1 protein-coding gene (running past one end of the window) is annotated in these 16,475 nt (G+C 64.8%); it reads left to right on the forward strand.

Going from position 1 to position 16,475, the window contains the following annotated elements:
- Positions 1-16,475: the beginning of an MFS transporter gene (locus ACFU4Z_RS08725; protein ID WP_379060807.1), read on the forward strand. 20,941 nt of this gene lie beyond the right edge of the window; 16,475 of the gene's 37,416 nt are visible here — the first part of the coding sequence; its start codon is at positions 1-3; its stop codon lies beyond the right edge, outside the window.

Here is a 16,475-nt window from a genome sequence, read left to right on the forward strand (position 1 = left end):
GTGGCAGGGCATTTCCCACACGGCGATGAAACCACGATGCGCCATGCGGCCGACTATTGGTCGGACGTCGCTGAGCAGTGCCGCGCATACGCTGATTACCAAGACGCCCTTGCCGAGCAGGTGGAAGCCACCGTCCGCGGGGAAGCGGGTCGCGCGGCAGCCCAGAAGCATCAGGATCTGGCTGCGAAGTACCGTGCTCAGGCCGACTGCAACGACTCACTGGCCGAGCAACTGTACGAGAATGCGAACAGCACCGAACTGCAGAAGTACACGGTCTATGGGTTCGCGATATTTCTGGCCGCGCAGTTCATCCGCGCCGCGATCATGTTCTCCCCGATCGGCGCGCGGTTCGAGATGTACATCGACCGTCTCGCAACGGAAACAGCGTTGCAGATCCTCCGGCGGAAGTTCCTGATCTTCCTCGCCGGGCAATCCGCGAAGTACACCGCCCACCGCGGCACGATCGTGCTCGCGGTCAAGGCAGGGTTTTGGGGAGTTGTGCAGGTCGGCGGCCTCAACGTCGGCGTGCAAGCGGGTCAGATAATCGCCGATGACCGCAAGGTATTGGACAAGCAGGCCGCCAAAGTCGCTGTTGCCGCCGGTGGTATCGGCGGCGTCTTCGGCGCGATCGCAGGCAAGGTGATCGGCGAGCGCTTGATCATCCCGAAAACGGTCGCAATGGCCGAAGGCGCCAAGAGCACCGCCGGACAGGTGGCCTACCAACTCGCCGGCACGGCGTTCGTCGGCGCTTCCGGCGGAGTCGTGGGTGGTATCGCCGGCGCCTACGTCTCGATTCGGCTCTCGGGCCAGGAGCTCACCCTCGATGCCATCGGCGAGACCCTGCTGCCGGCCATTACCGGCGGTTTCCTCGGTGCCGCCGCACACGGTGCCGCCGACATCCGCAGTGCCGCACGCGGATCGGCTCCCGCTCCCACCGCTCCCTCAGGCATCGCCCGCGCCGCCAGTGCTGTCGCCGCCACCGCTCTGGCCACCACCGCTCTCGCCGGCGGCACTCCCGCTGTGGCCGCCCCGCATACCGCCCCGCGTAGCGGCCCGCTTACCGAGGCACTCGCCACCGCACTCGCCCAGCACGGCATACTGCGCGGAGGCGACCCGGCCGAGATCAACCAGCAACTCGACCAGCTCGTTACGCTGCTTCGCCAGCCAGCGGCCGACCTGGTCTCACGTCCAGCGCCGTTCGTGCGCGAGGAATACAACATCAGCATATGGAAGCCCAAGGATCCGGATGCGCTGTTGCCCGATGGCGTCAACCAGGTTCGGGCCGACCAAATCCAGCACCCCAGCGGCGAACAGCTGCCTGCGAACGCAGCGTCGCAGATCCAGTCGGTGTACGCGGGCGACCACGGCCGTGCCCCACGCACAGACTTCAATACCCTGGCCGCGCCGCATCCCGCCGATCCCCCCGTGGCCACCGGTGCGATGCGAAGTCCCGCGGATAACGACGTCACAGGCGCCCGCCCGCACCCGGATAATCCAGCAGTACAAGCGATTCAGCACCCTGATCGTGCGGAGGCTGGATCCGGCACCGCCGACCGGCGGCTCGCTGCACTGAATGACAGCCACGCCTCGGTACAAGATCCCGACCACGCCGACCCGGGAGCGTCCGCGGCCGAGGCCGGTGCCGCCCACCGGGTCGATTCCGAGACCCCGGCTCCGCATCCCACCGCCGAGCAGCCCACCGACGGTCCGCTTCCGCATCCTGCCGACCACACACCGGTCAACGCGCGCACCCACGTCGACGAGCAGGCTGCCCCGCCACCATCCGAGCGGCAAGGTCCAGCACCGGATGACGCCGCAGGCTTACCACATCCTGTCGAGGCCGACGCAACCGATGGTCCGCTGGCGCATCCCGCCGAAGCCGGCGCGGATGGTGAACCACCGCAACCGATTCCGGCCGCTCCGGCAGCGGTCCGCGCTGGCGCGGGGCATGCCGAGGGCCCGGCGGCGCATCCCGCCGATGCCGGTGCGGCTGGTAACCGTCCACATCCGGACAGTCCGGCCGAGTCGCCGCGGCCAGGTCAGGGTCGCCAAGTCGCCGCGGAGGCGGGGCCCGCACAACGGACCGGCCCCCGGTCGGCAGTGTCCGCCAAGGCCGACACCCCGCCGCCGAATCTCTCCGTATCGGGACCGCACAACCAGCGGAATACTCCCGGTGCCGTGCATGCCTTCGGTCCCGAAAAGGCAGGCTGGGTACAACGACCCGCCGATTGGAAATCGAACGATTCCGGGCTCGCGCCAGAGCTCAATGCCATCGACTCCCCCATCGCTGCGGCGCGCGAACTACCCGGCCCCGCAAAGAGTTCCGACGAGCCTGCGGGTATCGACGCGCCGGCAGTCGTCTCGGAACCGACGACGCCGCCGAAGCCGGACCCCGACGGTGAAAACGCGGCCGATGCGGCGCACGACCGGCAGCCGCCGCACGAACCCGAGTCTGCCACCTCGGAGCGCAGCCGCAATCTCCCCGGCGAGGAGAACGACTCCAGCACCGCGCCGAAGCCGAAGTCCGGCAATGAGGAGTCAACCGCCACCGCCGAGCGCTCCGAGGACCGGAACGCCGCGGCACAGCAGCATCCCGCCGATAACGAAGGGGCGGTTCCGGAGCGCACCGGGGACCCGGTCTCGGAGGACGCCCATCCGTCCGGCCATGAACGACCGGACCGGTCGGCGGCGCAGCTGGGAACCGAGCTGGCGAGGTTGCCCTCGGCTGATCCGACGGTGAAAGAGGACCTCACCACCGAGCAGCAGGCGCAATTCAAGGCGGCGGCAAAAGACGCGCTTGAGTTGTATCAGTCGCGGAAGGAGGAGTTGGCTGGCGAGTCGTGGGAGCAGCGCAGGCAGGTGATGGAGAGTGGCGACGAGGTGGAGTCGCTGCTGCGGTACATCGACGCAATACGCGAAGACACGGGAATGACGCCGCGATGGAATCAGATCAAGGCGTTCCTGCTCGGCGAGCACGGGTTCATGCGTCAGATGGGCACGTCGCAGGGCAAGACGATTGTCGGCGCGCTGGATTCATTGTGGCAGTTGTCGCGCGGGGAACCGGTGGAGCTGGCGAGTGGGCGGAAGGTGCGGGTCCACCATGTGATCACCACGACCGAGACGCTGGCCAATGACGGGGCCCGACAGTTCGCGTCGATGTTTCGCAGTCTCGGCTACGAGGTCTCTCGCTGGGATCCGCACAATCCACCGGCCGAGCCGGAAGGCCCCACGGTCTATTACATGACCTACGACGAGCGGGCGACGGCCGAGTTGTTCGATCGGCCCCCGCCGGGGAAGACCGCGACGATCGACGAGGCGGACGCGGTGCTGGTGCACAATGAGACGGTTCACTACCGGTCCGATGGGCAGCGTGAGGTCGCGTCGGATGTAGAGGCCGCCGGCGTGTATCGGGTGCGGGATTTCCTGCGGGGCGTACTGCAAGAGCGGGTGTTGACATCCGCGGATCTGCGGACCGCCCCGGAGGCGAGCTTGGCGGGGGCGAGCCGGTTGTGGGAGCAGCGGACCGGTCGAGCGTTCACCGGGGAGGAAACCGAGATGGCCCGCGCATTCCTGGATGTCAAAGCGGGCCGGTTGAAGCTGAATCGGGATTTCCAGAAGTTCGACGGGAAGATCCAGATCCTCGACGAGTACGGAAAACCGCGCAGCGATCCGAAGGTCGGGACCGAAAGCCGCTGGTTCGGTGGTCGCCACAAGATGGTGGAAGCAATGTTCGGCGTCGACGTGTATTCCGATGGGACGGGGTCGAAACATGTAACCGTAGAGGACGTGCTCGGCGGGTACCGGCGTTTGAATCTGATGTCGGGCACTCTGGAGCGGACCGCCGCCGAGATCAAAGAGAATTTCCCGGTCCAGGGTGGCTTGGCGAAGGTGGAGGACTTCGGCCCGTCGAAACTGACCGGTGAGGAAGATCGGATATTCCTCACCGAGCCGGACAAATTGAAAGACGCCGTCGTGCGGGTACAGCAGTTGCAGGCCGAAGGACGGCCGGTCCTGGTGATCTCTCCGTTCAACGATCTCGCGAGGAATTTCTCGCTGATGCTGAGCAAGGCGGGGGTCGACCACGACGTGATCGACGCCCGATGGTTCGCCGAGCACCGCGACAACAACTCGGCCGAGGAACACTTGTTGTCGGTCAAGGACGATGCGGGCGCCCGGGGCGCGGTGACCATCGGCACGGGAATGCTGGGCCGGGGTTTCGATGTGTCGATCACCGACGAGGTCAACCAGTTGGGCGGGGTGCACGCGCACATGCTGGGGCGCTCAGCGAAAAATCCGGACGAGGATCACCAATGGGCCTCGCGCGCGGGCCGCAACGGCCGCAACGGCAGCTACAGCTTCAACGTCGCGGTCACCGACCATCTCTACAGCCGGACGCAGAATCACCAGGCACAGGTCGCGGTCACCCACTATCGGACCGCCGTAGCCAAGCATGCCGAAGCTACTGCCGAATACGCCGAATACGCCCGCAATGCCGGTGCACCCGATGCGACGCATCCGGCCCACGCCAACGGCGCGGCCTTGCAAGCGGCCAGGGCGAAAGCCGCTGCCACCGAAGCCGACGTCGCCGCGGCCGAGCAGGACATCCGCAGTCTGACCTCCTCGCTGCAGAACGACGCCGCCGACCGCGCGTACCAGGAGCGCGCGATGCGGCGCGCCAACCAGGCCCACACGCCACCAGCCACAGGCGTCCACCTCCCCAACGCACCGCCGGCCTCCGACACCACCCCCAGTGCATCCAATACTCCCGCCGCACTCGTCACCTCTGTCGGGCAACCGCAGACACCGGCCGACGACCTCCAAGAGTGGCCGATCGACGACCTGGACGCGGTGCTGCAGCAGGCCCGGGACGGCCACTCGGCGGCGACCCATGCGCTCCAACGGCACTTCGGGCCCGCCACCCTCCAGCAGTCGTTCGACCTGTTGGGCTGGCGCCAGGAGCACGGCACGCCCGCAGATCCGGTGCGACGGCTTGCCGATGCGATCAACCTCGCCGGATTCCGTGCCGCACAACTGGACGGATGGCAGGTCCCTCAGAGCCGTGACCTCGGCGACTGGCTGGGTGAGAACCTGCGAAATGTGTTGCAGGACGCCCTCGGTCACTTGGAACACACCCAGGTCGAACACTTCGCCGACGCACAGGCTGCGCTGCGACTAGGCCACGAACTCACCCAACCCCAACTCGCCGCAGTCAGCGGTTTGAGCCAGGTGGTGCAGGCGCAAGCCCCGACCAGTTGGGTCGGTACACCCGCGACACCGACACCGCGCGCCGGACTCGAGGACGCCGCAGCCAACACGAGCACCACACCGACTGCAGCGCGCTCTGCACCTGCGGATCCAGATGCGACGCAGACACCGGACGCCGCGCCCTCCGCTCACACGGCCACACAAGCCGACCAAGCATCCCCTTCGCCGGGCGAGCAACTCGAAGCCTGGACGCCGAACGAGAACGTAGACGAAAATAGCCCGCCCACACCAGGGTTCGGCCTTACGGCCATTCCCGGTGGCGGGCCGCTGACCCCCGGCACCGCCCCACGCAAGGGCCGCAATAAGCAACCCCCGCAGCTGCGGCTGGTACCAGACGTCGCCCCCGACATGGAAGGTGCGGTCCAGGTTCCCCAATCAGACCCTGCACTGCGTCCACTGGTCACCGCCGACGGCAGCGCCGACACACCGGCCGCTCACCCGGTAAGCAGCTCGAATCAACCAGCGCAACAGCCCATGTCTGCCGGAGCACAGATGACAGCGCCGGACACCGCCGGTCGCGGCAGCGCGATTCCGGCGGAGCAGTTGGTGGACGGCTCATCGGGGTCGACGATCACGCTTTCGGCCGCGGCGCGGAGCTACGGACAGTCGAGTGCCGTCTCCGAGTCTGCCGTGCCGGCATCCGGAAACCCCAGCACGAATTCCGACTCGGAGGCCGATCGGAGTATCAAGCAGGCAATAGCGGGAGAATTGTTCGACACGTACGGCATAGACATACTCGGGCTCGACAATCCTGGGATTTCTGTCGAGACGGCGCTGTCGATAAGAAACGCTGTCGTAGACGAATTCTCCGAAGACCCGAACATCGGCATCGATATTATCGCGGTTGTTCCGTTGCGTCCAATCGCACTTTCGGGAACTCTGACCATCGACGGTCAACGTTCCCGATTCATGTTTCTCAATGAGAACTATTTCGGCAATGTCGAGAATTTTCGAGCGCGCCTTCAAGCCGACAGAGAAGATGGCAGATTTCTGGCGCCGACCGACGATCCCGTGTATGACACAGTCCGTCATGAAATGGCACATCTGCGGGATCCTCTCGCGCGGACCGCCGACCGAGAAGTTAAGCGCAATTCGCTGGAGGCGAGGGCGTTCGGCTTCCTCTATCAACATTTTTCGGGCCTACGAAAGGCAGGCGCTCTTCTCCCGGACACTCGCTTCGACGACTGGCTGGACCAGCTCGACGGGTACAGCCGCCACAAGAAGCTTATCCGTGATGCAGACATCTATTACGCGGCATTCAACGCATGGTTGCAGAAATTCGACAACCCGGATGCGTTGGACCGCTGGCTGGATGATTTCGGGGTTCCGAAGAAAGACGGCAAAGTCGAGCTCGGAACGCTGTTCAATGCATGGGTGCGGCAGCTCGATGTCGACACTTTGCCCCAGATAATCAAGGATTACAGGGCGGGAGTAGCAGAGCCCGCCCTGAGCGATCGTGCGGTTTTCAACCCGCCGGAAGCTTTGGCCGAGGCGAACATCGCGTTCGGACTCGATGCACCCAAGGTCAGCACAGCGTTCAAAAATGCATTCGACGCGGACACACCTGTCGATTTCACGCATCCGGCCTATGCTCTGCAAGCGTTGCTGAGCGGGCGCACGGTGGCAGAGGTATGGGCGGATGCGGAGCGCCGCAATGCCGTGGCGGAGGCAAGGGCCAGCGATCGTGGACCGATTCCGGCGGCTTCCGGCCCTCGCACGAGCATAGCGCCCAACGGCTCGGCGGTATCAATGGCTCGGACGTGGCGGAGAAGGACACCCGCCGATCAGGCAGCCTTCAAGCGAGCAAGCAGAAAGATGCATGCGAGTGACGGCCAAAGCCATGCATTGGATGAGTTCGCTCGCCTGATAGATCGACAACGCGGCCTCCTGCTCGGCGGCAGCTACGAGGGCGACAGCGCGCCGTCGCATGCGTACTCCGAGTTCGAACATCTGCCCACCGGCGAACTGGCGCAACAGATTCAGCGGATGACCGATGCGGCCTGGCAGCGGTCAGAAGTGCTCCGAAAACTCCGCTCCGCCGTTGTCGCTGCCGACGGTCTTGCCGAGCTGCTCGGTCTCACCGAGTGGATGGACGCAGGCACCGCCGCGACGCATCTCGACCTGAGCGCGCTGCAAGACCGAGTGGCCGACGCAATGTCACATCCCGGCCAACTCGACCACACGCGCCGCATGCAACTGGCGGTGCTACGCGAGTCCATCGATACAGTCGCTCCGCAGTACGCGGAATTCGACGCCGCGTTCACCCATGCACGGACGCGAGCGGAGGAGCTAGCCCTCCGCCAAGTGGTGGCGGCTCACGGCGGGCACGCGCTGGGGCCATTCGGACGGGTTGTCGACCGCGTCCGCGTGGAAATGTTCACGCGAGAGGGCCGCCCGCCCGCGATCTCCGCGGCAGCGCGGGCCGCGATCGAACAGCACGGAATTCCGGTGATCACGCGACGGGTGCGGGTAGACCTGGCCGGTCGGGTGCTGGTCGACGCACTACCGGAGTCAACGCGGATCGCGAGAGCGCAGCGGCAGGACCGGTTGTGGCAGTTGAGCATGCCAGCCAGCCAACGCCTACAGCCACTGCGGGCGGCAGACGAGCCCGGTGCACAAACGGTTGCCTCGCATGAGCCGTGGCAACACACCGTATCGACCGAGACTATGGCAGACCGGCCGGACTGGGGTGTCCGGATCGCTCTGGTTGCCGGGGACCTGGCCGCAGCCGGCTCGGAATTGCACGAGATGTTCCCTGCGAAGCTCGATCCGGACCAGTTGAACCCTGGCGACGAAACATGGCAGGACAACCTGCTCACCTCGCTGGAAATGCTCGTCGATGCCGAGCAGACCCTCCGAATACAAGCAGCGGCCGACGTGGCGGGGCGCTGGCTGGAACAGTCGACCGGGCAACGGATCGGACGCTGGGCCCGACTCGAGGACAATCGACTCACGATCATGTCGCCGTTCGCTGATCCCGAGCATTTCCTGACACCGGAAGCGCTGAATACTTTGGCGCAGGCAGGAATTCAGGTCGACTATCGACATGTGCAGGTCGACAGCGTCGGCCGCGTCTGGTGCAGTGTGCTCAGCTCCCACGGCAACCCGCAAACCACTGCTCCCGCCGTGACCGACGAGGCGGCCGCCCGCAAGGCGCGAGAGCACATGGACGATGCCGTCGCGCACCTCGATCGAATGCTCCAGCGCCGCGGCATTATCGACGCGCCGGGCAACGGAAGCTCGATACCGGAGTTGCACAGGGAGCGCAGGCGCTCGGTCATCGAGCGTGAGCGCAACCGGGTAGCGCGCGATCGATGGCGCGCCGAGCACGACCGGCTGACGGCGGCGCTCGCACCGGATGGCAGCGCCCCAGATCCGATAGCCCAGGCCGCCCACGATGCTGCCGCAGAAAGATCGGCTCACTTCGAACGTGAGTTCCACCGGTTCGATGCAGAAGTCGCACGGTTGTCCCTGCTCATATTCGACATCGCCGGCGCAGCACCGCAGGCAAGCGATGCCGATAATCCCGTCGAGGACATGCTCCTGACCGACATGCTGGCGCAGCAGCGGGTCGGCCGGGAGCAGTACTCGGCACTGTGGGCGGACATCGACGCGGTGGCCGCCCAGCTCACGGCCGAAGCACCGCTCGATGCGAACCGCATTCAGCAGTCGCCATCGCCCGCGGCCGGCACCCCGGCCGCCACGGCGGGCCATCCTGATTCGGTCGAGGGCACAGGACACCTTGGGGAGATCGCCGGCGAAGCGCGCGCTGACTCGAATTCGTCTGCCGCCGGCGACCCGGATCTGGCCGCATTGCTCGAGTCGTACACACCACAGCAAGTGCAGCAGGCACTAGCTCTCATAGACGAAGAGTTGCGGTCGATGGACCCCGCACACCGACGTCTCGTGCCGACACTTCCAAGCTTCGCGACGCTGCCGGAGTGGTTGGCAGAACGGCTCGCCCATGAAGCCCAGGCGCAGCAGCTGGGGCAGTCGCCGACTGCGCTCGCCGAATGGCGAAGCAAGACAACCGCTTTGGGCATACGCCTCGCCGCGACCTTCGGCCTGGAAGCGCCGGGGAACGAATGGGTAGGACGGTCCAGTAGCGATCCGCTCCACGAGCTCCGCAAGATCAGCAGGCACGCGGATGCACCACCCGCGATCAAGCAGTTGGTCGAGACCGCGACACGATTCCTGGGCCTGGAGGACATCGCGTCCGCCGTCGAGCCCATTCACGAGGTGATGACGGACTGGCCGGTAGCCGAACATCTCGACGTGGCCCTCGGTGCCGCATGGGAGCTCGCGCTACAGGCGCGCGCCAATAACGGTGGCAGCCCAATTATTTCCGGCACCATCCTCGGGGAAGCCGGCAACCGGTGGGTGCAGATCGAGGTCACCGACGACAGCCGAGATCTCCCCGCCCGCGAGACCGACGACCATCCCGCCTGGAGTGTCGTCGACTTGCTGGACATCAGGGCCGATTCGTGGGGTTGGAAGCTTCCACAGAGTGGCCGAAAGACCATGTGGTTCAAGCTCTTCGAGACCGACGGCCAAGAGGATCCGTCACGCGCAGACCCTGCACGCGGCGTGAAGACCACGCTGACGCCGGATGCTGTCGCGCCGGGCGTGCGGGCAGTGCGGAAGGCATCGACGAAATTCCTGACAGAGGCCGGTTGGTCGATCGATCAATGCGACGAAGCGATCATGCTGCTGTCGGATTTCGTAGGAAACGTTCATCTGCATGCGCCTGGCAGCGAGGCCCGAGTGCGAGTCTTCCGGTCCGGCGACGTATTCCGGTTCGAGATCGGCGACGACGGCGATGCTTTGCCGGAGCGACGAGCGGAGAGCGACCCCGACACCGTCACCGATCAAGCCTTCGAGGGCGACGAGGAGTCCCAGTGGGAAGCGGGCGTGCGGGTCGACGGGACCCACGGTCGCGGTATCGGATTGCTCGAATCGCTGTCCTCTGCATGGGGTGTCGAGCTGGAGCGTGACGGCAGTAAGACGCTGTGGTTCGAGATGCCGATCGAGAACCCCGCTCCTGGCAATAGCGCGAAGTCAGCTGACCCGGACCATGGAGCACCGACAACAGCCAACACCGACGCCGGCCAGCCCACATCCCGCCCAGAAGACAGCCCCGTCTACCACCACCTGATGGCCGCGGTCGGCAACCCCGCGGTGGCACGAGACCTCGCGACCGAGGCCGACGCACGCGCCGCTCGAGAGGTACTGCCCGCCAACGCATCCGACGCCGCACAGCGACGACTCGCAATCGCCGACGAAGTAGTGGCAGAACACCAAGCAGCACTCGACGCGCCCGAAATACAGCTCAACGACGGCCATCAACCGCCAGATACAGATCACACGCCCTCCGCCACAGACGCACCGAAAAGTGCGCCGCCGCGGTCGGTCCAGCAACAACCTGACCCAGAAGCACTCGAGAGACTGCGCGAACTGACGTATGGGCGCGTACTGGAGATGCTGAAAATATCGGGAGGACGACAAGGACCGCAATTCGCGGTGCTTGTGAAATTGGCACGCGAGATAAACGATGAAGTGTTCGCTCTTGCGAACGAACGTCGTTGGCGACCCGCCACCGGGCAGGATGTCGGCGAGTGGCTGGGCAGGATCACAGGAGAGGTGACGGAGCAGAGATGGTTCCGGCCGATCCGTGAAGGAATCCTGAAGATTTTGAGGGCGCATGGTGTCACCGAATCGGACTCGACGTATCGTCGCATCGCCGAATTGGATATCGAGCAATTCTGGAGCCGCCTCGACCAGTTGGACCGCCCCATTCGTTGGCGTATCGCGGAGGCCACCAACGCGGTATCACGTGGCCAAGACCTCAGCAGCATCCCACCCAGAGCGATCCGCGCACTCGCCCATCTGGCCCAGGACATCACGGGCAACGCGAACCCGACGACGCCTGTCACCCCGGTTACAGAACCAGGCCAGACCCCGCTGACCAGCCGCGAGGTCGAGATACTCGACCTCGTATCCGCCGATAAGTCGCCTGCTCAGATAGCGCCGTTGCTACACATGCCGAAGGATGCCGTGCTGGCGCACCAGGCCGGGATAGTGGCCAAGCTCGGCGTGCCGAACCTAGCGGCGGCGATGGCCGTCGCGGTGCGCGCGGGCACCCTTCCCCGCACGCCACTATCGTCCGGCGACGAACTCCGCCCCGCATTGACCCGACGTGAGACCCAGGTGCTCACCCTGGTAGCGGAAGGCAGAACGAACGACAGAATCGCGATATTGCTCGGCATTTCTCCCAAAATGGTCGACGAGCACATGACCCACATCACCACAAAATACGGCATCCTTCGCCGCGAGGCGAAAGTTGCCATGGGCTTGCGCACTGGTGACATTCCATTCATACCCCCGCCACTCATGGCTGACCCCCGCCCCGAACTCACCGCTCGCGAAGCCCAGATAGTCGCCCTGATCACGGAAGCCCGGTCCAATAGGGAAATTGAAGAGACTCTGCGGATATCGAGTCGCCAGCTTGCGAACAGCATGCGCCAAATCTGCGGAAAACTCGATGCGACCAATTCCGTAGATATATTGCAGGCAGTCAGCAAATGGGGTATCAGCCTCGAAACCACATCACTACAGCGGGCTCAGCAGGGTGATGCGGCGGCGTTCCAAGAACTCCGTCAGGAGTACGGGCCGCACACACTTCACAGCCTGCTCGCCATGCTCGCACCTGCTTCGAATCGTCCGCTCGGCAGTGAACTCGAGCGGTTGGGACCGCTGGCACAGTTCATCAACCGTTCGGTGTTCCGGCTTGCGGAAACGCACCGATGGCAGGTTCCAGAAGGTACGGACGCCGGAGCGTGGTTGGACGCGCTCGCCCAGCATGCGGTGCGCATGTGGCGCACGCTGAATTCCGGCCAACGCCAGCTCATTATCGCAGCCGTGGACGCTGGACCGCACGGCCGCGACCTCACCACCCTGCAGCGTCATGCGCTCAGCACGTTCGCCCAATTGGTGCAAGCACACTCGCCTGACGGCGACAATCAGGACGAAGAGACGCAAACAACCCAAGAGCCCGACCAGGACAAGCTCGATTCGACGCCACCGAGTCAATTCGGTCTGACGAATCGAGAGTTCGCGGTGCTCGAGCTGGTGGCGGCGGGCAAGTCGAACAGCGACATCGCGGAAATCCTCGACCTAGCGCCCCCCACGGTGCGAAGCTATCTGACCGACATCCGCCAGAAGCTGGACGTCAGCACTCGAGCCGAGATGGCGGCCAAGGCCGAGTACATCGGCCGACATGCGCTGACCGTACGCGAAATCGACATACTCACTCGCGTCGCGAACGGCGAGACGAACAAGGAAATCGCGTCGCGGCTGCGCCTGTCCGAGCAAGAGGTCCGTGACCATTGGAGCCGAATACGCCAGAAGCTCGGGGCCCATAACCGGGCGGAGGCCATCGCCGCGGCTCGGCAGAGGCCGGGCATCCCCTTGCCCGCCTCGACAGATGAAGCTGTCGAGATCGTCCATTTCGCGCCGACCCCGGAAGAAATCGACCTGCTCGTACGGCTGGCAAACGGCGAGACGAGCAAGGAAATCGCGGCCGACCTCCAGGTGTCCTCACGTGTCGTGGATGCCAACGTGGTGAAGCTCGGCCAAAAGCTCGGCGCCCGCTCCCGCGCGCAGATGGTGGTCATCGGTACCCGCATCGGCATCTTGCCCAGCACCGGCCACGACTCCGCTACCGACACCGACCGCCCGGAGGTAACCCCGGACGAGACCGACATGCTCACGCGAATTGCCAACGGCGACACCAACGAGGAGATCGCGACGGACCTCGAGGTGTCGCGCCGCACCGTAGATGTACGCCAAGCCGCGCTCCGCACCAAACTCGGTGCCCGAAACCGGCCGCATTTGATGGCAATGGCGCTGCGCATGGGCTACCTCCCGAGCTCCACCGATCAAGGACCCGCTGCCGGACGAGCCACCGAACCGAAAAACACTGAGCCGACCGAGGATCACCGGGGCGATCAACCGCATCGCCCACTTCCCACCGAGGCGACACCCGCGAACCAGTCGGTGCCGCTCACGCGTGGATCGGCGGAGCCGACGGCACCGCGGCAGGGCGACCAGGCAGTCGCCACGAGCGAGCTCGATCAGGCGCGCGCGGACATGGCGGAATCACCGGGGACCGATGCGAATCTGTTGACATCGGACGAACCGCTCGACCGAACACTCCCCGCCACCGCCGGACGGACCGACCCCGTGGTGAAGGCCCCAGGCCCTGCCGATTCGCAGACCGGCCAATCATCCACTGCGATCGAGGGACCGCAAGGCGACCGGCTGACCCCTGGCGAGGTCGAAGTGCTCCGCTTGGTGGCCGAAGGCAAGAGCAACAGCGGAATCGCCGAGCAACTGGGTATGTCCTGGAAGACTGTAGCGACGCGTCTGCAGAACATTTTCTGGAAGCTCGATGTCCGCAATCGGACCGAACTCGCGATCAAGGCGAGGGACTTGCTCGACCTCAACCGCGCTGACGCTCCCGAGGCAGGCAGAATCGCGCTGACCAGTATCGATGAAGAGACGCTGGTACTCCTCGTCGAGGGCAAAACCAACGCGGAAATTGCGGCGGCGCTGCACATGTCGGTCAAGGGCGTAAAGAATCGTCTGGCGAAAATATACAAGAAGCTGGGCGTAAGCAGCCGGGCCGGGGCAGCAGTCAAGGCTTCCCAGTTGGACCTCGACCCCCACAGCATCCGGCACCAACTATCGAACAGCGAGCTGGAAACGCTCCAACTGATATCCGAGGGTGTGCCAGTCAATCAAATTGCGTTGCGCCGAGGCGAACCGCTGAAGACCGTGAAAAACCGATTGACGGAGATCTATCGCAAACTGGAAGTCACCAATCGAACCGAGGCCGCACTCAAGGCTCGGAACCTGGGACTAGTCGACCCGATCACAAACTCCGAGGAAACGGCCGAAATTCCGCTCTACCCGCTCCGCGACCGCGAGATCGCGGTACTCGAATTACTCGCCGAAGGCAAAACGAACGGAGAAATAGCCGAGCAACTGGGTACCTCCGAGAAATACGTCAAGAACCAGCTGACGATCATCTACAAGAAACTCGGAGTCGCCAATCGAACCGAGGCCGCGATGAAGTTCGAACGTCTGAACCTCCGTGGCAGCGAAACAGATTCTGCAACTACAGCTTCCAGGCAACTCGAGGCCGTACCAGAGCCCGAGGACACGTCCAGAGCCTCGGAGCCGAAGGCAGAGGCGACCGACAAGACCACCGATTCGGACCGTGTTTACCACATTCTGATGAGCGAGGTCGCCGACGTTCAGGTAGCACGGCACCTCACCGCAAAGGTCCACCAACGCGCCGCTCGAGCACAGGCGGACCCCCGAACAGCGCTCACAGCAACACAACTGACCGAGATCGCCCACCAGGTGCTCGCCGAGCACAACACGGCACTCGCGAACCTGGACACCCAACACGACGCTGCCGCGCAACCCCAGCGGGCGAGCGGCCACGCCGGGCTCCCCTACGGCGGAGTCGTCTTCCACAACCTCCCCGGCGACCACGGCCCGTCCAACGCGTCAACACCACAAGGCAACCGCCAACCCCCGAGCCAGGCTGCGTCCTCCCGGAACGAAGTCGGCCCCGCGATGGCAGACAACCCGTATGCCACCTCGGCCGATCTCGACCGATTGCGCGTGCTGCGCAACACCGTCACCAGAAATCACGCCGACGCCATGTTCGGCCGGGCCGACGCGGAGCGCGTCGCGCTGCTCGAGCGAGTGCTGGTCCTGGTGAACGAGGAGCTGGCCGCCGAGAGTGCATCGAATCCGGAGATACCCGCCGCGCGGCTCAGGGTGCTGCGGTCCTTCTCCGCCGGGGTGGAAGAGTGGTCACGGAAGGCAGCGCAGGTCCGCGTGGCCGAGGCGGAAGCCCGGCAGGTGGAGCCGAGTGCGGCCGAGCGGGAGCGGATGATCCAGGATGCGCAGGCCCGGTTCCGGGAGTCTGTTCGCCACTTTGAGGCGGCCATATCGGAACTCGGTGCGGTACAAGATGGTGACCGCTCGAATCCCTATGCCACGGGCCTGTTGGACGGTATCGAAATCGACAGGGTGCGAGCGGTCGCCGATCAGATCGGCGAGGCGCTGTCACGGGCCGCCGAAATTCCGGAAAGCGAGATCAACGACGGCCTCGCACTGGATTCGGACAATTTCTACCAGCTGCACGACAGTTTCGCGGCGCTCGACGACCTGATCGCGGTTCTCGAAAATCCGACCGCGAAAATCGGCCGCGCAAGACTCGCGACCCTCACCGAAAACTTCCGCAAGGCAGCTGCATATCTGGAGGCTGCGCAGGCAGTGCGTTATGCAGAGCAGCCCGGAAGCGCCGCCGCCGAACGGGAACAGCGGCTCGCGAATGCGAAGGCGGAGGACGAGGCCGCCCAGCGCCTGATCGGCGAGCTGATCGCGGCTTTGGACGCGTTCGGGCCCACACCACCCCAACAGCCCGGTCCCGTTCTAGAACAGCAGGCGTGGCCCGAAGCGAATACCGAAGCGTCCGCGGCCCAACAGATCCCGCAAGTTCCGACGTGGCAGGAATCGAACACCACCACACCACCTGCGGCACAGAATGTTCCGCAGCACCAGTCATGGCAAGACCTCGTGGATACCTCAGAATCCACCGCACTATCCGACACTCCACAACAGCCGGTGTGGCCCGCAGCGAATACCGGCACGCCATCCGCGTCCGAACAGACCTCGCGATCTCAGGCTTGGCCCGAGGCGAATACCGCGACGCCGTCCGGCACACAACGGTTCCAGTCGTCGGAAGATCTCCCCGAGACATCAGAAGCCAGGCCACTGCCCGACGGTGCGCAGCACGCAGTGTCCTTGGAGCCAACTGTCGACGACGCACCTGGGCAGACCGCGCCTTTCCACCGTCAACCGCCGAGACATTATGAAGAAGATCAGGGCTCCGTCGCCGCGGTGACCGACATCGGCGGAGTTGGCGAGAACCAACATCCAGTGAATATGGATGCGTTCGCGATGGTGAAGACAACCATCAACGGTCAGCCGGTGGTTTTCAAGGCGGTGGTCGACGGAACGTCCAGTTCATCACACAGTTACAAGCTTGCCTGGCTCGCCGCACAAGCAGCCGTCAAGAGCATGGCCGACGCGGCAGGCGCGATCCAGACCGGCCACGATTTCGATCCGTT

Source organism: Nocardia sp. NPDC057440 (assembly GCF_042802915.1).
Taxonomy (GTDB): Bacteria; Actinomycetota; Actinomycetes; order Mycobacteriales; family Mycobacteriaceae; genus Nocardia.